At 32.9% G+C, this 25,984-nt stretch carries 25 protein-coding genes and 1 pseudogene; 13 read left to right on the top strand and 13 right to left on the bottom strand.

Annotated features, from left to right (window positions below):
* Positions 1-20: 20 nt before the first annotated feature.
* Positions 21-782 carry a TSUP family transporter gene (locus RMO70_RS10285; RefSeq protein ID WP_310556351.1) on the top strand — a complete coding sequence of 254 codons (762 nt, stop codon included), beginning with the start codon at positions 21-23 and terminating at the stop codon, positions 780-782.
* 151 nt (positions 783-933) lie between these two features.
* Here RMO70_RS10285 and RMO70_RS10280 read toward each other — a convergent pair whose 3' ends face one another.
* Together RMO70_RS10280 and RMO70_RS10275 are read right to left on the bottom strand one after the other, a co-directional pair.
* Positions 934-3,399 carry a DUF5686 family protein gene (locus RMO70_RS10280; RefSeq protein ID WP_310556350.1) on the bottom strand — a complete coding sequence of 822 codons (2,466 nt, stop codon included), beginning with the start codon at positions 3,397-3,399 and terminating at the stop codon, positions 934-936.
* Positions 3,400-3,454: 55 nt separating this feature from the next.
* Positions 3,455-3,871: a type II 3-dehydroquinate dehydratase gene (locus tag RMO70_RS10275; protein WP_310556349.1), complete on the bottom strand. Its 417-nt coding sequence runs from the start codon at positions 3,869-3,871 to the stop codon at positions 3,455-3,457.
* Positions 3,872-4,135: 264 nt separating this feature from the next.
* Here RMO70_RS10275 and RMO70_RS10270 point away from each other — a divergent pair, with 264 nt between their 5' ends.
* Both RMO70_RS10270 and RMO70_RS10265 read left to right on the top strand, forming a co-directional pair.
* The gene (locus tag RMO70_RS10270; protein WP_310556348.1) at positions 4,136-4,687 is read left to right on the top strand and encodes a hypothetical protein; all 552 of its coding nucleotides are present in this window, start codon (positions 4,136-4,138) and stop codon (positions 4,685-4,687) included.
* A gap of 182 nt (positions 4,688-4,869) precedes the next feature.
* Positions 4,870-5,481, top strand: coding sequence for an outer membrane beta-barrel protein (locus tag RMO70_RS10265; protein ID WP_310556347.1), 612 nt, complete (start codon positions 4,870-4,872; stop codon positions 5,479-5,481).
* Positions 5,482-5,532: 51 nt separating this feature from the next.
* Here RMO70_RS10265 and RMO70_RS10260 read toward each other — a convergent pair whose 3' ends face one another.
* On the bottom strand, positions 5,533-6,114 hold the full coding sequence (locus RMO70_RS10260) for a porin family protein (RefSeq protein ID WP_310556346.1): 582 nt from the start codon (positions 6,112-6,114) through the stop codon (positions 5,533-5,535).
* Between the two features lie 55 nt (positions 6,115-6,169).
* Between RMO70_RS10260 and xerD the strand changes: the two genes are divergently transcribed.
* A complete protein-coding gene (xerD, locus tag RMO70_RS10255) occupies positions 6,170-7,069 on the top strand; it encodes a site-specific tyrosine recombinase XerD (RefSeq protein ID WP_310556345.1) in 900 nt (299 codons plus the stop codon).
* A 244-nt stretch (positions 7,070-7,313) separates the two neighbouring features.
* Here the strand turns inward: xerD and hisS are convergent, their stop codons facing one another.
* Positions 7,314-8,993 (bottom strand): histidine--tRNA ligase, encoded by a 1,680-nt coding sequence (gene hisS, locus RMO70_RS10250; protein WP_310556344.1) that lies wholly within the window; start codon positions 8,991-8,993, stop codon positions 7,314-7,316.
* 166 nt (positions 8,994-9,159) lie between these two features.
* Here hisS and RMO70_RS10245 point away from each other — a divergent pair, with 166 nt between their 5' ends.
* On the top strand, positions 9,160-10,401 hold the full coding sequence (locus tag RMO70_RS10245; RefSeq protein ID WP_310556343.1) for an ABC transporter permease: 1,242 nt from the start codon (positions 9,160-9,162) through the stop codon (positions 10,399-10,401).
* 21 nt (positions 10,402-10,422) lie between these two features.
* On the opposite strand, the gene prmC is transcribed toward RMO70_RS10245, so the two are convergent.
* A complete protein-coding gene (prmC, locus tag RMO70_RS10240) occupies positions 10,423-11,301 on the bottom strand; it encodes a peptide chain release factor N(5)-glutamine methyltransferase (RefSeq protein WP_310556342.1) in 879 nt (292 codons plus the stop codon).
* Entirely contained in the window at positions 11,302-11,790 is a 489-nt protein-coding gene (locus RMO70_RS10235; protein WP_310556341.1) for a GNAT family N-acetyltransferase, read from the bottom strand.
* 55 nt (positions 11,791-11,845) lie between these two features.
* Here RMO70_RS10235 and ribD point away from each other — a divergent pair, with 55 nt between their 5' ends.
* Genes ribD through RMO70_RS10220 form a run of 3 tightly spaced genes read left to right on the top strand, consistent with a single transcriptional unit; the run spans position 11,846 to position 14,097 of the window.
* The gene (gene ribD / locus RMO70_RS10230) at positions 11,846-12,871 is read left to right on the top strand and encodes a bifunctional diaminohydroxyphosphoribosylaminopyrimidine deaminase/5-amino-6-(5-phosphoribosylamino)uracil reductase RibD (RefSeq protein ID WP_310556340.1); all 1,026 of its coding nucleotides are present in this window, start codon (positions 11,846-11,848) and stop codon (positions 12,869-12,871) included.
* A complete protein-coding gene (locus RMO70_RS10225) occupies positions 12,864-13,472 on the top strand; it encodes an HAD family phosphatase (protein ID WP_310556339.1) in 609 nt (202 codons plus the stop codon). The genes ribD and RMO70_RS10225 overlap by 8 nt, the downstream gene beginning before the upstream one ends.
* Before the next feature lie 10 nt (positions 13,473-13,482).
* Positions 13,483-14,097, top strand: a complete 615-nt coding sequence (locus tag RMO70_RS10220) for a YigZ family protein (protein WP_310556338.1) — start codon at positions 13,483-13,485, stop codon at positions 14,095-14,097.
* Here the strand turns inward: RMO70_RS10220 and RMO70_RS10215 are convergent, their stop codons facing one another.
* Complete coding sequence (locus RMO70_RS10215) at positions 14,098-14,499, bottom strand: thioesterase family protein (protein ID WP_310556337.1); 402 nt, start codon at positions 14,497-14,499, stop codon at positions 14,098-14,100.
* 200 nt (positions 14,500-14,699) lie between these two features.
* Here RMO70_RS10215 and dnaA point away from each other — a divergent pair, with 200 nt between their 5' ends.
* From dnaA to RMO70_RS10200, 3 genes are read left to right on the top strand one after another with little or no spacing between them, the layout of a single operon-like run.
* Positions 14,700-16,127, top strand: coding sequence for a chromosomal replication initiator protein DnaA (gene dnaA, locus RMO70_RS10210; RefSeq protein ID WP_310556383.1), 1,428 nt, complete (start codon positions 14,700-14,702; stop codon positions 16,125-16,127).
* A 3-nt stretch (positions 16,128-16,130) separates the two neighbouring features.
* Positions 16,131-16,601, top strand: coding sequence for a low molecular weight protein-tyrosine-phosphatase (locus RMO70_RS10205; protein ID WP_310556336.1), 471 nt, complete (start codon positions 16,131-16,133; stop codon positions 16,599-16,601).
* Positions 16,602-16,612: 11 nt separating this feature from the next.
* On the top strand, positions 16,613-17,329 hold the full coding sequence (locus tag RMO70_RS10200) for an SAM-dependent methyltransferase (protein ID WP_310556335.1): 717 nt from the start codon (positions 16,613-16,615) through the stop codon (positions 17,327-17,329).
* Here RMO70_RS10200 and RMO70_RS10195 read toward each other — a convergent pair.
* The 4 genes from RMO70_RS10195 to dapF all read right to left on the bottom strand — a co-directional run bounded on the left by RMO70_RS10195 (position 17,326) and on the right by dapF (position 20,687).
* On the bottom strand, positions 17,326-17,967 hold the full coding sequence (locus RMO70_RS10195) for a peptidoglycan-binding protein LysM (protein ID WP_310556334.1): 642 nt from the start codon (positions 17,965-17,967) through the stop codon (positions 17,326-17,328). The genes RMO70_RS10200 and RMO70_RS10195 overlap by 4 nt on opposite strands.
* Positions 17,968-18,292: 325 nt before the next feature.
* Entirely contained in the window at positions 18,293-19,333 is a 1,041-nt protein-coding gene (mltG, locus tag RMO70_RS10190) for an endolytic transglycosylase MltG (protein ID WP_310556333.1), read from the bottom strand.
* 11 nt (positions 19,334-19,344) lie between these two features.
* The gene (locus RMO70_RS10185; protein WP_310556332.1) at positions 19,345-19,878 is read right to left on the bottom strand and encodes a GNAT family protein; all 534 of its coding nucleotides are present in this window, start codon (positions 19,876-19,878) and stop codon (positions 19,345-19,347) included.
* Positions 19,879-19,901: 23 nt separating this feature from the next.
* Complete coding sequence (gene dapF, locus RMO70_RS10180; protein ID WP_310556331.1) at positions 19,902-20,687, bottom strand: diaminopimelate epimerase; 786 nt, start codon at positions 20,685-20,687, stop codon at positions 19,902-19,904.
* A gap of 331 nt (positions 20,688-21,018) precedes the next feature.
* Here dapF and RMO70_RS10175 point away from each other — a divergent pair, with 331 nt between their 5' ends.
* Both RMO70_RS10175 and RMO70_RS10170 read left to right on the top strand, forming a co-directional pair.
* Positions 21,019-22,410 (top strand): Do family serine endopeptidase, encoded by a 1,392-nt coding sequence (locus tag RMO70_RS10175; protein WP_310556330.1) that lies wholly within the window; start codon positions 21,019-21,021, stop codon positions 22,408-22,410.
* Between the two features lie 397 nt (positions 22,411-22,807).
* On the top strand, positions 22,808-24,256 hold the full coding sequence (locus RMO70_RS10170; RefSeq protein WP_310556329.1) for a glyceraldehyde-3-phosphate dehydrogenase: 1,449 nt from the start codon (positions 22,808-22,810) through the stop codon (positions 24,254-24,256).
* 105 nt (positions 24,257-24,361) lie between these two features.
* Here the strand turns inward: RMO70_RS10170 and RMO70_RS10165 are convergent, their stop codons facing one another.
* Both RMO70_RS10165 and RMO70_RS10160 read right to left on the bottom strand, forming a co-directional pair.
* Positions 24,362-25,471 (bottom strand): NlpC/P60 family protein, encoded by a 1,110-nt coding sequence (locus RMO70_RS10165; protein WP_310556328.1) that lies wholly within the window; start codon positions 25,469-25,471, stop codon positions 24,362-24,364.
* A gap of 135 nt (positions 25,472-25,606) precedes the next feature.
* Positions 25,607-25,984 (bottom strand): annotated as a pseudogene (locus tag RMO70_RS10160) (aconitate hydratase); the annotation flags it as partial.

Below are 25,984 nucleotides of genomic sequence, written 5' to 3'. Positions count from 1 at the left end.
TGTTTTTTGAATTTTAAAATATGGAAACATACATTATAATTTTATTGTGCATGGCCTCTTTTTTTGCAGGATTTGTTGATGCTGTTGTTGGTGGTGGTGGACTCATTCAAACACCTGTTGCACTCATTTTACTTCCTAATTTTCCTGTTTCGTCTATTACTGGCTCGCTGAAAATTCCAGGAATAAGCGGCACTTCAGTAGCCGCTTTTCAATATCTTAAAAATGTAACAATGAATTGGAAACTACTTGCTGTTATGGCCTTTTTTTCCTGTGGGTTTGCTTTTTTAGGTTCGGAATTACTTACTTTGGTTAGTAATGATTTTATGAAACCACTGCTTTTTGGAATTTTGATTTTGCTTGCTATTTATACTTTTATGAAAAAAGATTTTGGATTGCAACAAGTAAAGCAGCTTTCTGATAGAAAAATTATATTACTTGGGATACTTATTAGTTCGATTATTGGGTTTTACGATGGGTTTATTGGTCCTGGAACAGGAAGTTTTCTCGTGGTGGCTTTTATCACTATTCTAGGTTTCGATTTTTTGCACGCTTCTGCGAATGCTAAAATGGTGAATTTAGCTTCGAATTTGGGTTCCATAACGTTGTTTGTTCTGAAAGGGAAAATTATATGGGCAATTGCCATTCCTATGGCATTTTGCAATGCTTTTGGTGGTTGGCTTGGCGCAAAAACGGCCATCAAAAAAGGAAATGGTTTTATTCGAATTTTCTTTTTGATTGTTGTAATTGGAACTTTAATTCGGTTTGGATATGATGTTTTTTAAGCACTAACAGGCGTTAGGGATTACTTCACTATCCTATTGTTTTCATAGGAGTTCAGTGAATTTCATTTAAAGCGGTAGCCCACAGCCTGACGGAGGAAGTGCGAGTAATACAAGCGGAAAGCCCAGCCGAAGGAACGCCAAAATAATAAAATTAAAATTTCAAACCCACTGTAAATCCATCGTTGCGAATCCCGTTTTGATAGGATTGAATGTAGTCCAATCGCAGAATTTTAAACTTACCAAATCCTAAGTTATTTAAACCTACTGAAAATTCTGAATAGGGTTTTGTATTGGGAACAAACAGGTTTTTGTAGCCTATAATCAGGTTGGTTTTTAGCAAATTTAGCAACGGGATTTTATTCATAATATACCCGCTGTCGTCATATTCGAAATGGTTTTCAGAGTACGACTTATTGGTACTATTGGTATAATAAGGCAATAATCCAAAAGAATTGATGTAGTCTCCACCTATAAAAGTCTGGTTTCCGTTGAAGTGCTTGTAATCGATAATGGAAATGTTGTCAGCATTGAAAAATTTACCTGCTTTTAGATTGAATTTTATACTTCCTTTGTTGGACAATGGCAGTTCGTAATACAACTTCGTATTTACTAATTGGTAATCATATTGGTTTCGGTTTGATCCAAAAGCATTTTCTAAACCGATGTTGATTGTGGGATATTTATCGTTTGGCAAATTTATTTTTCCGTCTGGACGTGTGATGTATTTGTTGCCAAAATTTATTCTCGCACCAACTGTCCATTTTGTGATATGATGTTGTTCAAAACTTGGAATGGCATCATTGTTTGGCAGCAATGGATTATTGGACAAATAGTCTCGATCCCGTTTTATCGTTACATAATCTGTGGTGTTAAACAGTGGTTTTCGTTGTTCGTATTCCAACTTGGAATTCATATATATTCCGTTAGCCACATTTTGTCCAAAGGCAATTCCAACAAATTCTTTGTTGTACAATTTCATATAATTTTCTTTGAAGTAAAGCGTTGCTATGGAATTGACTATTTTAGAAACTGGCTCGTTGTCGTTTATCTGACTGACTTTAGTTCCGCCTGAAATGATGATATTGGCATAATTTTGACTGTTGAATCGGTGTTTGTATTCGGCTGAAACACGCAATCTTTTGTCTGCAAAACCATAATTGAATTTGGTAGAAATGTTGGTTCTTTTTCCAGTAATTTCTTCTTCTTTTTCGTTAGAATAGGAAAATCCAGAATCAAAATTCCAGCCTTGAACGGTATTAAAACTTAAGGAGGATAGGTTCATCAAACCTTCGTAGGCAAATGTTTCTTTTTTGAAACTATTTTTATATGAATATCCTGAAAGCAATTTCTGGATCTTGAATTTGTTGTTTTTACGATCTATAGAATCTAAATATTCAATGGAATTTCTTTTTTTAAAAATACTATCTTTCTTAATATAATCGGTATTTTCTTCTTCTGTAAGTGGAATTGGTCTGCTTTTGTTCCAAAACAAAGTATCTTTCTTGTTGGAATTATTTTCAAAACTAACTATTTCATTGGTAAATATGTTTTTTTCAAAAACTTCAGTAAATTCATAATTACTATACACGTATGAGAATTTTCCATTGAATTTAATACCAAAGGCACCCGCATTAAAGTCAATATTCTGCGAGTTTTTAGACCAAATTTGTTTGCTTTTATTATAAGAGAAATTTTGCTTCAAGTTCAATATATCCAAAAATTCTTGATGCATTCTATACCCTTTTATATCTAAATCAATGGCATATATTGCCCAAGAGTCCTCTACAATATAAATGTAACCTTCAAAAACGGGTTCAGAATCCCGACGAGGAATTACCTTAATTTTGTTGATAGTTTGATTGTTTTCGTCTTGAAAAGTACTTTCAAGTTTGTACTTGTAATAATTCAAGGCATTATTAGCGATAGGCGAAATCATTTTGACATTAAAATCGATGGTATTGTCATAGAAATCATAGGCTGTGGACATTGCTGTATTAAAACTAAAACCATTGTCACGACCACTGACTTTAGATGCAATAATGCGTTCTTTGAGCTGGTCTGGTTTTTGAAACGTAATTTTGGAAACCGTTTCTGACAAGTATATAATTCCCGTTCCAGTAGAATCTAGCGAACCATCGAGATCACCAATCTCTTGACCTAATATTTTTTTTGGGGCATTTTTCATTTTAAAAATCCCACGAGAATAAAAATCGGCTTTAAAACGAGCCGTTTTTTCAGAATTTTCTTTTCTGTTTTTGATAGCTTTGCGAATTACTTTGTAAGCAGGATCTTCTTTGCTAGAAATAACAACTTCGTTTAAAGTGAAATTTTCTTCCTCTAGCTTTACGTTTAGAACAAATGGGAACTTAGCGGCATCAACCGAAACAATTTTAGTCTTATAACCTAAATATTTAAAAACGATATTGTATTTTCCTGTTTTCTCAAGACTTAGTTCGTAGAAACCCTTGTCGTTTGTAGTTGTATTATTATAGGTGTTTACGATTAAAACAGAAGCTGATGGTATTGAAATATTATTTTGATCTGTAACTTGTCCTTTAATCTGCGCTATTAAAGTTGTCGAAAAAACAATACATAATAGGAAAATAACTCTTTTCATAAGTGGCTTTTAATATACAGACGCAAACTTAATGGCAATGGTTGTATGGAGGAAATTATTTAACAAAAGATTGTAAGGCCAACAGATAGCTTTCCAGACCAAAACCTATGATAACACCTTTTGCGTTTGGCGAAATATATGACTGATGTCTGAAGGTTTCTCTAGAAAAAGTATTGGAAATATGAACCTCAACTACTGGTGTTTTTATCGCTTTTACACAATCACCAATTCCTATGGAAGTGTGCGTGTAAGCACCTGCATTTAAGATTATTCCATCAGAATCAAAACCAACTTCTTGGAGTTTGTTAATAATTTCACCTTCAACATTACTTTGATAATAGTTCAAATTTACATTCGGAAATTCTGCTTGAAGTGACTTGAAATAGGTCTCAAAATTTTGATTTCCGTACACTTCTGGTTCGCGTTTGCCTAACAAATTAAGATTTGGTCCGTTGATAATGATGATGTTCATAAATAGTATTTTGATTATCAAAGATACGTATTTTAAAGTTTTTTAAATGATGAATTGAGAAATTTGAGGGTAATGTGAATTTTTAATTACTTTCAAAAAAAAGTAGTATCCGTAACTAAATTTAATGGTTTTTAAACAACCCATTTGAATTAATTGCTTAATCACTAATTGTTTATAACATTCTTAATAACATTTTTTTTTAACCTGTGTAATTGGTATTAGTATTTTCTTAAATTTGAGTAATTAACTTTAAAACAAAATAAAATGAAAAAATTAATTTTATCTGCAGTAGCTTTATTTGCTTTTGGATTAGCTAGTGCACAGGAACAAACTGCTAAAGGAAAATGGTTGATTGAAGCGAATACTAATTTTGGCTCACAAGTTGGTGGTACGCAAATCTCTTTTTACTCATCAGATGGCTTTTCTGGTTACAATATTGGAGCAGAAGGAGGTTATTTTGTAATGGATAATTTAGCAATAAAGGTAGGATTGGGTTATGGATCTCAAACCGAAGAGACCGTAAATTTTTTAGGCGGAGTAGTAAAAGAAACATTTAGTATTACTGGATATAAAGTTGGTGTTAAATATTATGTTATAAATAAAATTCCTGTAGAGTTATCTTATAATGGCATTTCTCTAAGCGATAAAATACCTGGTCAAAAAGACCCTTCGTATGTTGGAATTCAAGGTGGGTATGCTATATTTCTAGGAGACAATGTAAGTATTGAGCCAGGAGTAAGATACAATTACTCTTTAGACGACAAGGTAACTAAAAGTATTTTTCAATTGAATGTTGGTTTTGCTTTGCATTTCTAATTTTCAACAAATTATTTTTAAAAAGCCTCTCGTTCGAGAGGTTTTTTTTATTAAAACCAATCAGCTGTCAATGTGATAGTTATTTCAATTTAAGAAATATTTAGCATTAACTTTAACAAATACTTATTATATCGATCGTTTTCTTACCTCTACTTTTACTCAAATTTTTAAAACAAAATAAAATGAAAAAAGTTCTATTAACAGCAATTGCTGTATTTGTGTTTGGATTTTCAAATGCTCAAGAGGAAGAATCTAATGGGTTTTCAAAAGGAAACGTGATGCTATCTGGTGGATTTGGAATTGTAAGTCAAAGTCAAGATGAAGAAAAGTTTACAGGATTATATATTAGACCAAAAGCAGGTTACTTTGTGTCAAATAATATTGTTGTAGGTTTGTCTTTGGGTCTTAGTAACACTAAAGAAGAAAACGGCGCCTTAAATCCTATTGTGAAACGTTCACAAACTTCAATAGGTGCTTTTGGAAGATATTATTTCACACCAGCTAATAAATTCTCATTCTTTGGCGAATTAGACTTTAATGTATTATCATCAAAAACAACTTTTATAAATCCTCTACCAACTTCTTCTATCGAAACTAAAGCAAACGGTTTTAATGTAGGATTGTCGCCTGGTGTAAGCTATTTTATTTCTAAGAACTTCGCATTAGAAACTTCTATTGGACTTTTAGGTTATCAAACAGAAAAACAAGATGTACCTGGAGCAAAATCTTTAAGTAGTGTTAACTTCGGTGTTGATATTTCAAGCATTACTTTAGGCTTAGTATATAAATTCTAATGATTTCATAAAAATATTCTCGAAAAACCTCTCAATTGAGAGGTTTTTTTATTAAAACTTGTACCCTAAAGACAATTGCAAGGCTTTGTTTTTAACTTCAATAGCATCTATTTGAGAAATATTAGTGTTTTTTGTCACCTCGTTTAGTCCATAAATAAATCGTCCTTGAACAAACAAATGATCCGTAATATCCAATCCTAAACCCGCTACTAACGCAAAATCAAGGTTGTTTACTTCTAGAATATTTCCTAAATTGATTCCGCTTAAGCTGACTTCCGTATCTTCGTTCATTGCATACGATACCTGAGGACCAGCTTCAACACTCAACTTTTTAAAAAAATAAATTTTTGCTAAAACAGGTAACGATAAATACCCTACTCTCGCTTTAGATTTAACAACATTCCCATCAAAATCAGCTCCTAAAACAGAATAATGAAGCTCTGGTTGAATGCCAAATTTTAAAAACTTAAATTCTGTAACAATACCTAAGTGGTAACTCAAAATAGAATTCGCTTTGGTGTTCACAACCGATGCATCAGAATAATTAGCTCCTGCTTTGATACCAAAATTAAATTCTTGAGCAGAAACAAAAAAACTAGACACTAAACTAAAAATTAAAATTATCTTTCTCATCGCTTTTTTTTATCAAATATATGATTAAATTTATTTTACCTTAAAAATTTAACTTTTGGACTGGAACAGTTACATAAAAAATTACCAATCGTATTTAAAAATCGAACGTGGTCTTTCAAAAAATTCTATTGACAACTATGTGTTTGACATTGAGAAGCTTTGCTGTTTTCTTGATGAAAACAACATCGTAATTTCTCCATTAAAAATAACAGAAGAAACCGTTCAGCAGTTCATTTATGAGATTTCTAAAACGGTAAATCCACGTTCTCAAGCTAGAACTATTTCGGGTTTGAAAAGTTTTTTTAATTATTTAATTTTTGAAGATTATCGCCCTAACAATCCTATGGAACTAATTGAAACGCCAAGATTAGGACGTAAATTGCCAGACACACTCAACATTGAGGACATTGACAGGCTAATTGCTGCTATCGATTTATCCACCAATGAAGGCGAACGCAATCGGGCAATGCTCGAAACTTTGTATGCTTGTGGATTGAGGGTTTCAGAATTGACAACACTCAAAATATCTGATTTGTTTTTTGACGAAGGCTTCATCAAAATTACGGGAAAAGGAAACAAACAACGTTTTGTTCCTATTAGTAATTTTACTCAAAAGTATATTGAATTTTACAAAAATAACAATCGGAATTTACTCCAAATTCAGAAGGGTCACGAAGATACTTTGTTCCTAAATCGCCGAGGAAAACAACTCACTAGAGCAATGATTTTCACAATTATAAAAAACCTTGCTGTAGAAATCGATTTGAATAAAACCATAAGTCCACACACTTTCAGACATTCGTTTGCTACGCATTTGCTAGAAAACGGTGCTGATTTGCGCTCCATACAATTAATGTTAGGACACGAATCCATTACCACCACGGAAATTTATATGCACGTAGATCGAAAACATTTAAGTAAAATTATGGAAACATTTCACCCGAGGAGTAAATGAAAAACTACGAATTACGAATTACGAATTACGAATTAAATCATAATATTTTAATTCTAAAAAAAATCACTCACTTTTCGTCACTTCGAGTGGTTTTTAAAGTTTACTATACTTATGAAGTAACACAACAACTCCCACTTTAAAAATTGTATCGAGAAGGCATAATTAAATGCTTCTCGATACATTTTTGATTTATTATTTTTGTCAAAAATTTAAAATACTCAACAAAATCAAAGTGACTTATAAATTACGCTAACAACTCTTTCAACTCCTCAAAAGAAACTTTCTGTTGTTCGCCAGAAGCTAAATTCTTCAACGAAAATTGATCATTTTTCATTTCTTCATCACCTACAATCACAGCAAACGGAATACCTCGTTTGTCAGCATATTGAAATTGCTTTCCAATTTTGACATTGTCAGGATACAATTCAACTTTCAAACCTGATTTTCGCAAATTAGAAATGGCTTTCATCGCATATTTGGTTTCTTCATTTCCAAAATTTAAGAAAATAGCTTTGGATGTTGATGTAACTGTTTCTGGAAATAAATTCAATTCTTCAATAACCAAATAAATTCGATCCAATCCAAAAGAAATACCAACACCACTCATATTTTTGAGTCCAAAAATCCCTGTCAAATCATCGTAACGACCGCCACCGCCAATAGATCCCATTGAAACTGTCGCAGGTGGAGCTACTTCAAAAATGGCTCCTGTATAATAATTTAAACCACGAGCTAAGGTTACATCTAAATCTAAAATCGATGATGACAACCCTAAACTGGAGACGTTATCGCAAATAAATTGCAACTCTTCCACTCCTTTCATTCCGTCAACGGATGACGAAAGTAAAGTGGCTAATTTTTCTATCTTTTCAGCAATAGAACCTGTAAAATGGAATAAAGGTTGCACTTTTTCGATAGCGGTTTCAGAAATTCCTTTTTCTATCATTTCTTTTTTCACGCCGTCCTCTCCTATTTTGTCGAGTTTGTCGAGTGCTACTGTAAAATCGATTAATTTATCGGAAGCACCAATTACTTCGGCTATTCCTGATAATATTTTTCGGTTATTAATTTTGATGGTTACCTTGTTTAATCCCAAATCGGTAAAAACGGAATCATACAATTGTACCAATTCCACTTCTTGCCACAATGAGGTTGACCCAACTACATCTGCATCGCACTGAAAAAACTCTCTAAAACGACCTTTTTGTGGTCTATCGGCACGCCAAACAGGCTGTATTTGGTAGCGTTTGAAAGGAAACTCAATTTCGTTTTGGTGTTGCACCACATAGCGTGCAAATGGAACAGTTAAGTCATAACGAAGTGCTTTTTCGGAGATATATGAAGCTAAATATTTTGATTTTAATTTTAAATAAAAAGAAGCAAAAATTTTCAAAGAAACATCTTTTAAATGTAACTCATCCATCAAAATAAATCTATCTTTTCCCAATCCATTTTCTGGATTATGAATAAAATCTATCAATAAATTATAGAGGTCTTCAATTAAATTTATGGATATCTTTTCGTCTTCAAAATAATTAAGGTTCTTAATGTTAATTATTTTTTGAAAATCTGAAGTGAATTTTACTATATCATCTTCAACTAATTTGATTCCATCCTCAACATTTAAATTGTTAAAATGAACAATACTTTCTTTATGATAAAATAATGATTCTTCTACTATTTTTAATAAAAAATCATTAAATTTTTCTAAATATTCCCCACTATTCAATATCTTAAATATCAATCGATCTCCTTCTTCTCCATATTTTCCCATCAGGGTTTCGGAGTTTTCAAATGATGGTGTTTCAATAGGTTGAAATCCAAATTTTTCAAAATTGGTCTTTATCTTCTGAATAATATATTGACGTTTTGCTACTTCCGCTGGCGAAAAATCACGGGTTCCTTTTGGTATGCTGGGTTTCATATTTGATTTAGGATTTAGGATTTAGCATTTAGGATTTAGTGAAAATTTCTAAATCACAAATCCTAAATCGCAAATTGAACCGCAAATATCTCACTTTTTACCCTATTTATAAAATTAACCATCAAATCTTGTAACAATTTCTGTAATTTCGTGTCAAATAGTGATTATGTTTGGATTATTAAAAGAAAATATCAAGATTGCTTTGGGTTCCATAAGAGCTCAATTGTTGCGTACCATATTAACTGTACTTATTATTGCTATAGGAATTTGGGCCTTGGTTGGTATTTTAACTGTCGTTTCGGCATTAGAAAATACTATTTCTAATGATTTTGCTTCTATGGGTTCCAATACGTTTACCATAAACCAGTACAATAATTTAACTAGAAGCAACGGAAACGGAGAAGTGGAGAAAACCAACCCTATAATTACTTATCCAGAAGCCAAAGCTTTTAAAGAGAATTTCAAATATCCACTCACGTCAACTTCTATTTCGTTTACAGCAAGTACCACCTCGCAAGTTAAATACGAAGAAGACAAAACGGATCCTTCAGTTTCTATAGTAGGTGTTGATGATTATTTTATCCCAAACTCAGGTCTTGAGGTGGTAAATGGTCGAAATTTTACTGGTTTTGACATTGCAAATAATACGTATGTTTGTGTTTTGGGTTCCGATTTTAATAAAATTCTTTTTAAAGATTTGAATCCTATTGACAAAATAATTTCGGTTCGTGGGGCTAAATTTAAAGTTATTGGTATTCTAAAAGAGAAAGGTTCCACTTTTGGGAATAGTCAGGATTTACGAGTTCTGATCCCGATTCAAGTAGCACGGACACTGTTCACAATGCCGAGCATAAATTATCGGACGAGTGTTATGGTTGACAAAAAAGAATTACTCAATGAAGCGGTTGACAACGCTGAGATTGAAATGCGAAAAGTACGAAAACTAAGTCCCATTGAAGATATAAATTTTGCAGTATCACGAAGCGATGACTTGATTAATAAAATTTTGGATATTACCCAATATCTAGGATTATCTGCTTGGGTTATTGGAATAATTACCATTTTTGGATCTTCGATTGCCTTGATGAATATTATGCTGGTTTCTGTAACCGAAAGAACTCGAGAAATTGGTGTTCGTAAAGCACTTGGCGCAACAAAAAACACGATTGCAATGCAATTTTTTATGGAAACATTAATCATAGGACAATTAGGAGGCATAATCGGCACTATTATAGGGATTTTATCAGGTTATGCTGTTGCCACATTGATTGAATTTGAATTTGCCATTCCTTGGTTAGCCATAATAGCCGCATTTATAGTTAGCTTTTTAGTAGCTGTTGTTTCTGGTTCTTATCCTGCCTTAAAAGCTGCCAAACTAGATCCTATTGAAGCATTGCGGTATGAGTAAATTTTGATTTAAGATTATAGATTATCGATTTTTGATTTCAGATGTATCGACCACACAATGAATCATTCGATTGTTTCCGTAAACATCCTTCTTAAGTTCAACGTTTTTGAAATTAAGTTTTTCTAATAATTCGACCGTTTCATTTCCCAAATATTGATTGATTTCAAAGTACAATTGTCCGTTTTTTGATAGACTTTTTTGAGCCAAAGTAGCTATCTTTCTATAAAAAAGCAACGCATCATTGTCTTCCACAAACAACGCCAAATGTGGTTCGTACTCCAGGACATTTTTATTGATTTCTTGCTTTTCTAAATTTCGAACATAAGGCGGATTGGAAACTATAATATCAAATTGTTGTTCTAAATTTTCGGCTTCTAAAATATTTTTTTCAATAAAAGTGACTTCAACTTGATTTTGCTTTGCATTTTTTTTGGCTATTGCCAATGCTTCTCTGGAAACATCAATAGCAAACACCTCAGCATTTGGGCTGTTTTTAGCTAATGAAATTGCAATGCAACCACTTCCAGTTCCAATATCGAGAATCTTGAGTTGACCAGTTGATTTGATTATTTGACTATTTGACAAAATCCACTCGACTAATTCTTCGGTTTCAGGACGTGGAATTAAAGTGTTTTCATTTACATAAAAAGGCAAACCAAAAAATTCAGTTTCTCCTAATATATATTGAATTGGTTTTTGTGTTTTGAGTTCTGCTAAAACAGTTTCCCATTGTAAAATTTGCACAGTGTCTATCTCGAAGTTTGGATTCAAAGCCAAATCGATTCGTTTCATTTGATGAAATGATTCCAGTATAATATAAAAAAAACTTTCGATTTCTCCACTATCATATAAAGGCGAAAGTGCTTGAATAAATTGATTTTTATATTCTTTGACTACCATTTATTTAGTCTTTAAAACTTTAATCATCCATACTGGGCAACTAGTATGTCCTGTATTTCCCATTGGTTCACAAAGATATTCAAAACCTACTTTTTTATACAATTTTTGAGCATTTTCCATATATGGCATTGTTTCTAAATAACATTTTTCAAAACCAAAATCAATGGCGCTTTGCAAACATTTCTCCATAAGTTGTGTGCCTAATCCCAAACCACGAGCTTCAGGCAAAAAATACATTTTTTGTAATTCACAAACGCTTTCGGCTTCATTTTCTAACTGGGCAATTCCAGCACCACCAATTATTTTATCATTATTTTCCACAACAAAATAAATCGATTTTGGGAGCTGGTAGGTTTCAAACAGAAAATCTAAATTTGGATCCGCATAGGCAGTTCCAATTTTTGGAGCACCTAATTCCATCAAAACCTCACGAACAATTTGCGCAATCGCTTGATTGTCTTTTTGTTGAATCTCTCTTATATGCATCATAAAACTAAACTCATAAACAGTTAAACTTCTAAACTAAAAGTTTTATTTTTGTGATGTGAAGATACACGAAAAATATATAAATCGATGCATTCAACTAGCCAAAAATGGTTTGGTAGCCGCTATGCCAAATCCATCAGTAGGTGCTGTAATTGTATTTGAGAATAAAATTATAGGTGAAGGTTATACCAGTCCTTACGGAGGAAATCACGCTGAAGTAAACGCTATAAATTCCGTTTCAGACAAGACGTTACTTCCAAAATCAACAATTTATGTAAGTTTAGAACCGTGTAGCCATTTTGGAAAAACACCACCTTGTTGCGATTTAATTATAAAACATAAAATTCCAAATGTTGTCGTTGGAACTCTTGACACAAATATAAAAGTAGCTGGAAACGGCATCAAAAGATTGCTTGATGCAGGAGCAAATGTTATTGTTGGAGTTTTAGAGAAAGAATGCAAAGCTTCAAACAAACGTTTTTTTACTTTTCACGAAAAAAAGCGTCCTTACATTATACTCAAATGGGCAGAAAGCATTGATGGTTTGATTGCTCCAATCCTTCGACAAGCTCAGGAAGACAAAAAGGAAAGAAAACCCGTTTGGATAACCAACAGCTATTCTCGCCAACTAGTTCACAAATGGAGAAGTGAAGAACAATCGATTCTTGTGGGAACACAAACTGTTATTGATGACAATCCAAAATTAGATGTGCGTGATTGGACTGGAAAAAATCCAACTCGAATAGTTTTAGACCAAAATAATCGAATTTCAAAAGAAAGTGTTATATTTGATAATTATGCCAAAACTTTATTGATTGATAGTAAAATTATAAATTTTTCCAAAAATATCGCTGCTCAAATTGTAAAATACTTATTTGAAAGCAATATTCAATCCGTAATTATAGAAGGAGGAAGCCGAACCTTGCAAACCTTTATAGATGCAAATTTATGGGATGAAGCAAGAGTTTTTAAAGGTCAAGTTCAATTTAAAGAAGGCACAAAAGCACCCACTTTTAAAGAAAATCTTAAAAGTAGCACAAAAATAATCGACGACGAACTTTTAATTTATTCAAACGATGATTGACACTATTATTTTCGATTTTGGGGACGTATTTATAAATCTTGATAAAGAAGCATCACTTAACGCTCTAAAAAAACTAGGGTTGTCTTCTTGGAATGAAGATCTTGAAGAATTGAACCAACAATTCGAACGTGGAAAATTAACGGAAGTGCAGTTTATAATAGGATTGAAAAAATTAATCCCAAATGCTTCTATCGATGATTTAAGAGGAGCTTGGAATTCGGTTTTAATTGATTTTCCATTGCATCGATTGGAATTTTTAGAGATTCTAAAAAGAAAATACCGTTTGTTTCTATTAAGCAATACAGATGAAATTCATATTTCAAAATTCGAACACAAAGTAGGCGCTACTTTCGCTAGAGAGTTTTACCAATGTTTTGAGAATGTTTATTTTTCGTTCGAAATAGGCATGCGAAAACCCGATCCAGAAATTTTCAAATACATTATTAACAAACACGATTTATCAACCAAACGCACTCTGTTTATTGATGATAAAAAAGAAAATACAGATATTGCTGCTGCTCTAGGAATGCAAGTTTGGAACATTATTCCTGGTCAAGAAGATGTAGTTGAATTATTTGACAGAAAAATATTGCCCAAATAAATTCTAGTTTTTGGAAATTAAAGACACTTATTTAACCATTGCAGAAGCTTCGCCTGAGGTTTTGTACAAAGAAAAAAATAGTAAGTTTTATGGCTATGCCTTTCCTATAACTTCCGAAGACGAAGTAAAAGGACATATAGAAAATTTGAAAAAACAACATTTTTCGGCTCGCCATTGGTGTTATGCCTACCAAATTGGAGTCTCAAAAATTCAATATCGCACCAATGACGATGGAGAACCTAACAACAGTGCAGGAATGCCTATTTACGGACAAATACAATCTTATGAACTGACCAATGTCCTTGTTGTAGTGGTTCGGTATTTTGGCGGTGTTAAATTAGGTGTTGGCGGATTAATTACCGCCTATAAAACCACAGCGCAAGAAGCACTTCAAGCCTCTGAAATTATAGAAAAAACGATAGACATTCATTTTGAAATCAAATTTGATTATAAGAATATGAATAAAGTAATGCGAATCATCAAGGAGAAAAATATTTCAATCGTTTCTCAAAAAATGGAAGAAACCTGTCAAATCGAAATTGCAATACGAAAAAAAAATGCTGAAAATATATTCAGCATTTTTAATGGGATATTTGAGGTTGGGATTAAAAAAATCGAACTTTAATCACATCTCTTTCAACTTCTCAATAACATAATCTGGAGGTAAGATTGGACGACCTGTTTTCATATCTACAAAGACCAAAACGGAGTTCCCAGTTGTTAACAACTCATCATTAGCATTGTAAATTTCATAATCAAATTCTATCTTAACAGAGGTTTGACTTTTCAGCATTGTTTTTACTCTTAATTCATCATCGTATCGCGCCGGTTTTTTGTAATTCATTGTTAAGGAAACTACCGGAAGCATAATTCCATTATCTTCCATCCATTTGTACGAAATTCCTAGGTTCCTCAACCATTCCACGCGCCCCATTTCAAAATACTGGGCATAATTTCCGTGATACACAACACCCATTTGATCCGTTTCGGCATACCGAACACGCACTTTAAATTCAAACTCTCTCATTAATTTTAGTTATATAAATTTGACATTTTATTTACAATTAATTAAAACCCTTTACAACATTTTTTTTTGAAAATCAATAGCCCTAAAATTTTTTTTTAACGATTTTATGACTCATATTTGCTATCCCGAATTACTCAAAAAAACCACTCGTTTTTTTGTAAAGTAAAACCTTAATAATTCAAAATATAAGAATGCACACAATGAATAAAACCGCAGAATCAGTCTGGGACAACTGCCTATCTTTCATCAAAGATAATATACAGGAGCAAGCATACAAAACTTGGTTTGAACCAATCAAGTCCGTAGAGCTTACAGACAATGCGCTTTATATTCAAGTGCCTAGCAAGTTTTTTTACGAATGGCTAGAGGAACACTATGTGAAAATCTTAAAAGTGGCGTTAACTAAAGAACTTGGCAAAAATGCAAAGTTACTTTATAAAATCAAAATGGAAAACACTTATGGCAATAAACTTCCATTTACAGAACAATTACCAAGTGCACACCGTTCGCCAGTAAAAACACAAGAAATTGACGTTCCTGTGCAACAAAAAAATCCAGAGTTAAAAAATCCATTTATAATTCCCGGAATAAGAAACCTAAAAATAGAATCACAACTAAACGCTAATTATAGTTTTGATAATTTTCTAGAAGGTGATTCGAATCGATTGGCTCGATCGGCTGGTATGGCTGTAGCCAATAAACCAGGCGGAACCTCATTCAATCCATTACTGATTTTTGGTGGTGTTGGATTAGGAAAAACCCATTTGGCACACGCCATTGGAGTTGAAATAAAAGACAAATATCCAGAAAAAACGGTGTTGTATATTTCTGCCGAAATATTCACCCAACAATATATTGACTCTGTAAAAAGAAATACAAGAAACGATTTCATCCATTTTTATCAATTAATTGATGTTTTGATTATTGATGATGTACAATTCCTTTCAGGAAAAACAGGAACGCAAGATGTATTTTTTCACATATTCAATTACTTACACCAAAACGGAAAGCAAGTTATTTTAACATCAGACAAAGCGCCAGTTGATATGCAAGATATCGAGCAGCGTTTGTTGTCTCGTTTCAAATGGGGTCTTTCTGCTGAGTTACATCAACCGGATTACGAAACAAGAATTTCAATCTTAAAAAATATTTTATACCGAGATGGTGTTGAAATACCAGATGAAATCATAGAATATGTAGCAAGAAATATCAAATCAAATGTTCGTGAATTAGAAGGTGCAATTATATCCTTAATAGCACAATCGTCTTTCAATAAAAAAGAAGTCACTATTGACTTGGCGAAACAAGTTGTAGAGAAATTTGTCAAAAATGTAAAACGAGAAGTTTCTATAGATTATATTCAAAAAATAGTTTCCGATTATTTTCAATTGGATCTAGAAACTTTACAATCAAAAACCAGAAAACGTCACGTAGTTCAAGCCAGACAACTCGCTATGTTTTTTGCCAAACGATTTACCAAAGCATCACTAGCAAATATTGGCTCACAAATAGGCGATCGCGACCACGCAACGGTATTGCACGCTTGCAAAACAGTAGACAATTTAGTTGCTACCGACAAACAATTCAAAAAATACGTCGAAGACATTCAGAAAAAATTATCGCTATAAAAAATGGCTGTTAAAATTTTAATGGTTTGCCTAGGAAACATTTGCCGTTCCCCACTGGCAGAAGGAATATTGCGATCTAAACTTCCTAAAAACTTCATTATTGATTCCGTTGGAACTGGAAATTGGCATATAGGAAATCCGCCTGACCCAAGATCTGTAAAAATTGCAAGTGAAAAAGGCATTGATATTTCAAATTTGAGAGGAAGGCAATTTTCGACGCAAGATTTCATTAACTTTGATTGCATTTATGTGATGGACAATCAAAACCATAAAGATGTGATTGCATTAGCAACGACGGAAGCTGAAAAATCAAAAGTCAAACTCATTCTTGATGAACTATTCCCTAATGAAAATGTGGATGTTCCAGATCCTTATTTTGGATTACAAGATGGCTTTGAAAAAGTGTATGATATGCTCGATGCCGCTTGTAATGTAATAGCAGACAAACTCTTAAAAGAAAACAGTACCCTATAAAATAATACCCGATGACACCTTTAGGCAAACTATATCTTATACCAACCACTCTTGGCGAAATGAATCACGAAGAGGTGTTACCACAAACCATCAAAAGAAGCATCGATTTTATTGATTATTATATTGTTGAAAACGAAAAAACAGCCCGAAAGTTCATCAAGCAAGTTCAGCCCGAAAAAAAACAGCCTGATTTAAAACTTTTTGCACTAAACAAACATACCGAAGCAAAAGAACATCTTGATTTTATAAAACCTTTACTTGAAGGCAAAAATGTAGGTTTAATGAGTGAAGCGGGTTGTCCAGGTGTTGCAGATCCAGGAGCTGTGATTGTCAAATTAGCGCATGAAAAAGGCATTCAAGTGGTGCCATTAGTTGGACCTTCTTCCATATTATTAGCTATTATGGCGTCTGGAATGAATGGACAGAGTTTTACATTCAATGGCTATTTACCTATTGATAAGACTGAAAAAAAGCAAACCATAAAAGGCTTGGAAAAATTATCGTTTGAAAAAAATCAGTCACAATTGTTTATAGAAACACCGTATAGAAACAACAAATTACTAGAAGATATTCTGCAAACACTCCAACCAAACACCTTATTGTGTGTAGCTTGCGATATTACTTTACCAACAGAGTACATAAAAACTTTTCCTGTGAACCAATGGAAAAAACAAAAGGTCGATTTACACAATCGACCTACCATCTTTATTATTCACAAAATGTATTAATAATGTCTTGCTTTTGCTTTTTCGTTAGCTTCTATTGAACTGGTATCATAACCCGCAAAATCTTTCATATATTCTAAAACAGAAGTACCGTAACCGTCTTTACATTTTCTGCGTCCATTGGTTTTTAAAAATCGTTTTACGGAACCAGCTCCACCAAGATGTGCAGCCGCTAATATTCCAGACTCTGTAATTTCAATACCCGCAACAACTTTTCCAGTATATTTTTCAATTTCATTTCGCAAATCCCATTTGTTTCTTGAAAGATTTGCTAAAAATGCTTTTTCTTGCAATTTTCTACTATTCAAAAACATTTCAGCATCCCTAATCCCTAATATTCTTAAGGTTTCAGTGCCAAATTGGTATTTTCCTAAATAACCTAGTGTATTTACTTTATTGTATTTACATAAAGACTCTTTAGCAGCTAAACTCTGTTGAAAGCCTACAAATGTTTTTCCAGTGAAAGGAAAATCAAAAAATGTTTGATTAAGCTCTATTTCGGTAGGTACTGTATAAAAAATTTCTTCTTTTTCAAAAACGTGAAACCAAGGAAATAATTTAGAATCGAATGGTTTAAAACCAGAACTTAAAATAGTAATTGAGGCAAATAATCCGAGATAAAATAGCTGTTTTTTTGTCATAAATTGTTTTTCTTTCTATATCAAAAAATTATATGATTTAGAAAATTTCTACGGTACAAATTTAACTCTGAAAGTTAACTTACTGTAAAATAAGATGTTAATTTTTTCCAAACGAAATTTTAACAGTTGGTTAATAACTTCGGCAACAAGTTTAATTACAAGGGTTTAGGCTAAATGAAATGTTAATAAATAATGCCATTAATTTATTAATTCAAGATGAATTTTAGATTAAATGTAAAATTTATCGATTAAAAACCCCGCTAATTACACAATTCTTTATTTTAAAGTTGTTTTTTAACATTTATAAAGTAAAACTTGGTTTGATTTATCTTTTCACCCCTTGATTGGCTATCCACTCGCGATATTTTCTTGCCCAAACACCGTGTTGTTCAAAAGTTTCTGCAAATTCGTGATAACCAAAACGCTCTACACTGGCGCAAAAGTAGATGTAATTGTGCTTTTCAGCATTCAAGACGGCATCAATTGCTGAAATATCTGGCATAGCAATTGGTCCTGGTGGTAATCCTGTATTTACATAGGTATTATAAGGTGAATCTATCATTAAATCTCCAGAAAGAACACGTCTAATGACTTGATTAAAATCGTTATCATTTTTCTTTTTGGCAAATATAATGGTTGGATCGGCTTGCAGTGGCATATCCAGCTTTAAACGATTCAGATAAACACCAGCCACTCTTGGACGTTCATCGCTTTTTACGGTTTCTTTGTGAACTATGGCTGCTAGTGTAATAATTTGTTCTGGCGTCATATCAAGTGCTTTGGCTTTGGCTTTACGCTCGTCGTTCCAAAATTTCTTGTATTCATTTGCCATTTTATCCCTAAACTTCTCTGGCGATATATTCCATTTTACTTCATACGTATTTGGAATAAACATTCCTAGAATAGTCTCTTCATTAAAACCATTGGCTTTCATAAAAATACTGTCACGGAAACTATTAATCATTGTTGTACTATCAATTTCCATTTGTGATGATAACCTTGAAACTAATTTCTCTAAACTTTCTTGGTTATTAAATGCCAAATTCAAAGGTTCATTATGACGAAGAGCGGTTACCATTTCGAAACTATTCATTCCTTTTTTAAACAAAAATCTGCCAGGGAAAACATTTTCTGAATACGAACGTTTTTCAGCCACTGATTTGAATTTTTCGATATCCTTTACAAAAGGTTTTAGTATGCCTAAAATTTGATTGTAATTAGAACCTGTCGGAATCTTGATATATACTTCTTTTTCTGCAAAATTGGTATTGGCTGTAAATATATTTCTATAAATAATAAATCCGAAGACTAAAGCCACTATGAAAAGGATTCCGATAACGATACCTGCTTTTTTCTTTTTACTCAAAACTTAAAATTTTAAATGTTGTTGTTTATTAGTTGAAAAAGATTTTCATCATAATATTTACCTAGATGAAAATTCCAATCTTTTTTTGTACCTATTTTTTGAAAACCAAATTTAGTAAAAAGGGTTGAACTTGCCTCATTATTGCTACCAATATTTGCATACAATTGATGCAAATTTAATTTTGTAAAACAATAATTTATCAAAAGCGACAATGCTTCTTTTCCTGAGCCTTGATTTCTATTTTCGCTTTCGTTAATGACGATGCCAATTCCTGCTCGGTTATTTTTTGGATCGAAATCAAATAAGTCAATTAATCCAATAGGTTTTGTTGCATTATTTTTACAAATTGCCAATCGCAATTGCTTGGCTTCATATATATCTTGATGGGCGTTTTCTAGATATTGCTTGATCAAATATCTTGAATATGGCGTTTGAGTGTTGCTCACTTCCCAAATGGATTCGTCGTTTTCAATAGTAAAAACAAACTCTAAATCTTCCGGTTCGAGCGCGCGCAGGTAGATGTTATTTCCTTTTAGAGTAATCAATTTTGGAGTATTAGATTGTTCGATTATTCGATTGTTAGACTAGTTTCAAAAACAAAAGTCGCTGGTCCTTTCAGAAAAACATTTTTATATATTCCGTTTTCTTCCTCAAAAGAAACTTCTAGTGCTCCGCCTTCTACGTTTATTTTAATGTTGTTGCTGCTTGATTTTTTCGTAGCGTGCATCGCGATGGCTACTGCTGTTGCGCCAGTTCCGCAAGATAATGTTTCGTCCTCAACGCCTCGTTCGTAGGTTCGAATGGAGAATTCATTATTGGAAATTTGAGTTACAAAATTGACATTGCTTCCTACTTGTCCGTACAAATCGCTATAGCGAATTTTGGAACCTTCGGTTTTAACATCCAAATTATTTAAATTTTCAACCTGTATTATATGGTGTGGCGATCCTGTGTTTAGGAAAACAAAATTGGGATTGATTTTAATTTCTGAAACATCAATCATTTGCAAAGATACTATATCATTTTCATCGATTGTAGCGTAATGCAAACCATCAATGGCTATAAAAGTAGCTTTGTTTTTAATAACATTTAACTTTTTTGCAAAAGCAACCAAACACCGTCCGCCATTGCCACACATAGAACTTTGATTTCCGTCGGAATTGTAGTAGACCATTTTAAAATCTGTCATTTCGTCATTTTCTAATAAAATGAGTCCATCTCCTCCAATGCCAAATCGACGGTCACACAGTCTTTCAATAATTTTGGTATCATTTTTGGGGAATTGTAGTTGACGATTATCGATCATTACAAAATCGTTGCCTGTTCCTTGGTATTTGTAGAATGTGAATTGCATTTTTGGGTTATTCGTTTTTTTGTTGATTTGGTTATTTGAAAAAATCTTAGAAACAATACTACTGCATTTTTAGCCCTGATGGAAGTGAAAATCCTTTTATTATTTTGTCATCCTGAGCTTGTCGAAGGAGACAAAATAATAAAAGATTGAAACGTACAGCAGGAATACTGTTGAATAGAAACCGAAATATTTCTGCTCCTAAAAAATTAAATACAAAGCTACAAAATATTAATGATAAGTTAAATGATGTTAAACGAGCGTTAAACAGATTTTTGTATTGAAATAAAATTTTATTTTTACGTTACAATATTAAAATTATTAAATACTAATTATGAAAAAATTTGCAAGTTTATTTTTTGTGTCTTTGTTAAGCGGAGCTACAACGCTTGGCGCTTACAAATTGTTTATGGAAGAGGGTTCTTCAAAATCTAAATTATCGGTAGCGACCGAGAATTTTTCTAAAAATGTTGGTTTATCTGCCGAAGCAGTCGATTTTACAGTTGCTGCGGAAAATGCTGTTCACCACGTGGTTCACGTAAAAAATATGACGGTGTACAATGTGCCGAGCAATCCAATGATGGAATTTTTCTATGGCACACAAGGAGGCGGTGGACAACAAACTCAAGTTGGGACTGGTTCGGGCGTAATTATTAGTGAAGATGGTTATATTGTAACCAACAATCACGTGATTAAAGATGCAACACAGCTTGAAATTACTCTAAACAACAATAAAACCTACAAAGCCAAACTGATTGGAACCGATAGCAAAATGGACATTGCTTTGTTAAAAATTGATGCCAATGAGAAATTACCTTATGCTACATTTGGAAATTCTGATACTATAAAAGTAGGTGAATGGGTTTTGGCAGTTGGGAATCCGTACAACTTGACTTCTACTGTTACCGCTGGTATTGTTTCAGCTAAAGCTAGGGATTTAAATAATACTGGAATTCAGTCGTTTATTCAAACGGATGCTGCTGTAAATCCCGGAAATAGTGGTGGTGCTTTGGTAAACACTCGAGGAGAATTAATTGGTATTAATACGATGATATCGTCTCAAACTGGTTCTTATGTAGGTTATTCGTTTGCTGTGCCTTCAAATTTGGCACGTAAAATCGTGGAAGATTTAATGGAATTTGGAAATGTGCAACGTGGCATTTTGGGTATTGAGGCAGGGGAATTGAATAGCGCAACTTCTAAAGAATATGGCTTTAAGGAAACTACAGGTGTTTTGATAGGCAAAGTTTCTAAAAATTCTGGCGCTGAAAGTGCTGGTTTGAGAAAAAATGATATTATTACAAAATTAGATGAAAAAAGCATTTTATCGTTTGCAGATTTGACTTCCTATATTAATACCAAAAGGCCAAACGATGCAGTAAATGTGGGTATTATTCGTGATGGAAAAAATATGTCGGTTTCTGTAAAACTGTCTAAAAAAGAGATGATTAATTACGAATTGAAAGGCATTGAACTCGAAGACCTTGATAATGTTGATATGAAACGATTCCGTATTGATTATGGTGTAAAAGTAAAAGATATTACCAACGAAGAATTGGCGGAATATGCGGACCAACTTAAAGGCGGTGTGATTTTAAAAATTGACAATATTAAAGTAAATGATATTGAAACTGTGAATAAAATATTAGCCAAAAAAGGCGAAAACCAACGTTCTCAAATTGAAATGTTGACTGTCAATGGTCAGTTGTTGCGATTTTTGTTGTAAATATTAAAACGTATCATAGCAACACTGCTTCATTTAATAAAATGAGGCAGTGTTTTTTTATAGGTAAAGATAATTCTTTATCACAATTATTTTGAAGTTAATTTTTTAGCGGTTTGTCACACTGAGCTTGTCGAAGTGCCTTTTAAATAAGGTCTTTGCATCCTTAGTCAGCACAAGCTAAGCTCAGACTGACATTTAAGTTATAATTAATCTTCTATTTTAAATAAATTCGTAACTATTCAGTCTAGCGAAAATTTGACACGAATTTCACAAATTATCACAAATTTTCTCCATCTATGATGATTTGTGTGTAAAAAACTTTGAAAAAAACTTTACGAAAACGTTTGAAATATATACTTTTGCGCGAATCTAAACAAATAACTTATTTACTTAACAAATGAGCAACACAACGGTTTACGAAAAAGAAATCGCTTTTCAAGCTGACAGGCGAAGAGCTGGTGTAGAATTAATCAAAATTATTAGCGATTTGTGGTACGACAAATCTATCGAAATGGTGCTTTTTAGAAACCAATTGATTGATAGAAATGTGAGCGACATTATCAATCTTCACGAATATGCTGGAGAGTTTGTAGGCAAACCTATTTCGGTTTTTGATTCGGTGGAAATAGCCAAAGCCATTTTATCGCTTGATTTGCCACCCGCAAAACTGGATATTGGTAAATTGACTTATGAATTTCACCTAGAAGAAAATAAATACGATGATGCTAAAGGGTTTGTGATAGACAAATTAAAACTGGCCAAAGACTTTAAAAACAACAAACCAAAAGATGTTGTTTTATATGGTTTTGGAAGAATTGGTCGATTATTGGCCAGAGAATTAATGTCGAAAATGGGCAAAGGAAACCAATTGCGTTTGCGTGCCATTGTAACTCGTGATAAAAACGACGCCACTTCTCTTGAAAAAAGAGCATCACTTTTGCGATACGATTCAATTCACGGAGATTTTCAAGGTTCAGTAGTGGCAGATGTTGAAAATAATGCTTTGATAATTAATGGAACGACTGTCCATATTATTACAGCCAACCAACCCGAAGATATCGATTATACCGCTTTTGGAATAGAAAATGCTTTGGTTATTGACAATACTGGTGCTTTTACTACTCAAGAAGCTTTGGCTAGACATTTAACTTCAAAAGGTATTGACAAAGTTTTATTGACTGCTCCAGGAAAAGGAGTGCCAAATATTGTTCACGGTGTCAACCAAAACGAATACAATCCTGACGAAGTCAATATTTTTTCAGCTGCATCTTGTACTACCAACGCCATTACTCCAATTTTGAAAGCTGTGGAAGATACTTTAGGGGTGGTAAAAGGACATTTGGAAACCATCCACGCGTATACAAACGATCAGAATCTGGTCGACAATATGCACAAAAAATACCGTCGTGGTCGTGCTGCTGCACTCAATATGGTTATTACTGAAACTGGTGCTGGAAGCGCAGTTGCTAAAGCGTTACCTAGTTTGGCAGGAAAATTAACTTCAAACGCAATCCGTGTGCCAGTTCCAAATGGTTCGCTTGTGGTTTTGAATCTTGAAGTAAGCAAAACTACTTCGGTAGAAGCTGTAAACAATATTATGAAAAAATATGCTCTGGAAGGCGAATTGGTCGAGCAAATTAAATACTCATTAAACAACGAATTAGTTTCTTCAGATATTGTAGGAACTTCGGCTCCTGCCATTTTTGACAGTAATGCTACTATAGTTTCTGCTGATGGTCAAAATATTGTGTTGTATGTTTGGTATGATAATGAATATGGCTACAGTCATCAAGTCATTCGTTTGGCAAAATATATTGCCAAAGTAAGACGATATACGTATTACTAGGATTTGAATTTTATAAAAAAAATTTTACCACAGATTCACTGATTAAAAAATTTGAATCTGTGGCAAAATAAAGAATCCGTTTCAAAATATTTTGGAACGGATTTTTTATTGTAAAACTCGATTGATTTTTACAAATCTTTTACTGTAATAAACTTCTTTATTAGAAGAAATCATCACACCTCCGTGAACGGATGCGTGTATAAACTTGACTTCTTCATCCGTTATTTCCGTTATCATTCCTACGTGATTGATATTGCCTCTCCCGTTTGTACTAAAAAAAATTAAATCTCCTATTTGTGCTTGTTCCACGGAAACAGGAATTCCAAAATTAGATTGTTCAGCAGAAGTTCGTGGCAATTGAACATCGTGTGTTTTAAATATTGTAATCATTAACCCAGAACAATCGAAACCTGATTTTGAAATACCACCGCTTTTGTATCTGACACCTATATTGTCTGAAGCAGTTACAACTAGTTTATCCAGTAATTCAGGATTTGCCACTATTGGCTTTTCAAACCCAATTGTATCATTCGTTTTTACAGGAATCGTTTCTATTGTAGTGCCTTTTACTTCTTCAACAGGAATATTTTCATTGATCCCAGTTGATTTACGGATTAGTAACTTGTGACCTATTGGAAGTTCCTTTAAAATCTCTGGATTAAGCGTTTCTAACTCTTGAATTGTCATTCCGTAGTGCTTGGCAATTCCATATCTGGTTTCTTTAGGTAGTACATTATGTGTTATTGCTTCCTGACTTACTATTTGTTGCGGCAAATTTTGTTCAAACTCATTATTTTTCTCGGTCAATATTGCTACTTCTGGTTTTGCTTCTTTTCTTGGAATAGTCAATTTCAAACCCATTTCCAATCCTTCTCTTTCAATAATAGGATTTGATTTTTTGATGTCTTTAATTGAAACTCCGTATTGTTTTGAAATGGAATAAAGTGTTTGTTTGGGCAACACTTCGTGTATTATAGTAGTTGTATTTAATATATTTGGAATGTCATCATTTGGAATTAATAAAACCGAATTCAATTTCAATACTTTTTTGACATTCGTATTTAGTTTAAAAACAGTCTCTGGCTTGACATTGTATTTTTTTGAAATTTGATAAATACTTTCTCCTTTTACAACTGTATGCTTTATATAATTTTCTTGCGAAAAGGCATTGGTAGAAAAAATAATTATAAAAAGTAAATGTTTAAATTGTTTCATATGTTTCTTTTTTCGTTAGAAAATTGAAAGGCGAAAATACTTTTTAAAATCGAATGCTAAAAATTATTGTATTTATTTAACAAAAAAAACTCCCAAGTTTCCTTGAGAGTTTTCAATATAAAATGTTTTAATTATTTACGCTTTTCCAGCCGCAATTAAATTCAAAGCAGAACCAGCTACAAACCAGCCAATTTGACCTGCATTATAGGTATGATTTGCTAGAATAATATCTTTTGAACCATCTTCGTGAACGAATTCAAGCGATAAGGGTTTTCCTGGAGCAAAGTCGACTAAATCAATGAAATTGATTGTATCATTTTCTTGGATTTTATCGTAATCAGATTCTGTTGCAAAGGTAAGACCTAACATTCATTGTTTTTTCAAGTTGGTTTCGTGAATACGTGCAAACGATTTTACTAAAACGGCTTTTACACCCAAGAATCTTGGTTCCATTGCTGCGTGTTCTCTTGAAGAACCTTCACCATAATTGTGATCTCCTACAACAATTGAAGG

Origin of the sequence: Flavobacterium sp. (assembly GCF_031422135.1) — a bacterium.
GTDB lineage: Bacteria > Bacteroidota > Bacteroidia > Flavobacteriales > Flavobacteriaceae > Flavobacterium.
Note: the sequence above shows the minus strand (reverse complement) of the source record. Positions and strands in the feature narration are given on the sequence as shown.

Excerpts from the sequence above, each read along its gene's own strand:
- RMO70_RS10285 (WP_310556351.1), top strand. The coding sequence starts at position 21 with ATGGAAACATACATTATAATTTTATTGTGCATGGCCTCTTTTTTTGCA.
- RMO70_RS10280 (WP_310556350.1), bottom strand. The coding sequence starts at position 3,399 with ATGAAAAGAGTTATTTTCCTATTATGTATTGTTTTTTCGACAACTTTA.
- RMO70_RS10275 (WP_310556349.1), bottom strand. The coding sequence starts at position 3,871 with ATGAACATCATCATTATCAACGGACCAAATCTTAATTTGTTAGGCAAA.
- RMO70_RS10270 (WP_310556348.1), top strand. The coding sequence starts at position 4,136 with ATGAAAAAATTAATTTTATCTGCAGTAGCTTTATTTGCTTTTGGATTA.
- RMO70_RS10265 (WP_310556347.1), top strand. The coding sequence starts at position 4,870 with ATGAAAAAAGTTCTATTAACAGCAATTGCTGTATTTGTGTTTGGATTT.
- RMO70_RS10260 (WP_310556346.1), bottom strand. The coding sequence starts at position 6,114 with ATGAGAAAGATAATTTTAATTTTTAGTTTAGTGTCTAGTTTTTTTGTT.
- hisS (WP_310556344.1), bottom strand. The coding sequence starts at position 8,993 with ATGAAACCCAGCATACCAAAAGGAACCCGTGATTTTTCGCCAGCGGAA.
- RMO70_RS10245 (WP_310556343.1), top strand. The coding sequence starts at position 9,160 with ATGTTTGGATTATTAAAAGAAAATATCAAGATTGCTTTGGGTTCCATA.
- prmC (WP_310556342.1), bottom strand. The coding sequence starts at position 11,301 with ATGGTAGTCAAAGAATATAAAAATCAATTTATTCAAGCACTTTCGCCT.
- RMO70_RS10235 (WP_310556341.1), bottom strand. The coding sequence starts at position 11,790 with ATGATGCATATAAGAGAGATTCAACAAAAAGACAATCAAGCGATTGCG.
- RMO70_RS10225 (WP_310556339.1), top strand. The coding sequence starts at position 12,864 with ATGATTGACACTATTATTTTCGATTTTGGGGACGTATTTATAAATCTT.
- RMO70_RS10215 (WP_310556337.1), bottom strand. The coding sequence starts at position 14,499 with ATGAGAGAGTTTGAATTTAAAGTGCGTGTTCGGTATGCCGAAACGGAT.
- dnaA (WP_310556383.1), top strand. The coding sequence starts at position 14,700 with ATGAATAAAACCGCAGAATCAGTCTGGGACAACTGCCTATCTTTCATC.
- RMO70_RS10205 (WP_310556336.1), top strand. The coding sequence starts at position 16,131 with ATGGCTGTTAAAATTTTAATGGTTTGCCTAGGAAACATTTGCCGTTCC.
- RMO70_RS10200 (WP_310556335.1), top strand. The coding sequence starts at position 16,613 with ATGACACCTTTAGGCAAACTATATCTTATACCAACCACTCTTGGCGAA.
- RMO70_RS10195 (WP_310556334.1), bottom strand. The coding sequence starts at position 17,967 with ATGACAAAAAAACAGCTATTTTATCTCGGATTATTTGCCTCAATTACT.
- dapF (WP_310556331.1), bottom strand. The coding sequence starts at position 20,687 with ATGCAATTCACATTCTACAAATACCAAGGAACAGGCAACGATTTTGTA.
- RMO70_RS10175 (WP_310556330.1), top strand. The coding sequence starts at position 21,019 with ATGAAAAAATTTGCAAGTTTATTTTTTGTGTCTTTGTTAAGCGGAGCT.
- RMO70_RS10170 (WP_310556329.1), top strand. The coding sequence starts at position 22,808 with ATGAGCAACACAACGGTTTACGAAAAAGAAATCGCTTTTCAAGCTGAC.
- RMO70_RS10165 (WP_310556328.1), bottom strand. The coding sequence starts at position 25,471 with ATGAAACAATTTAAACATTTACTTTTTATAATTATTTTTTCTACCAAT.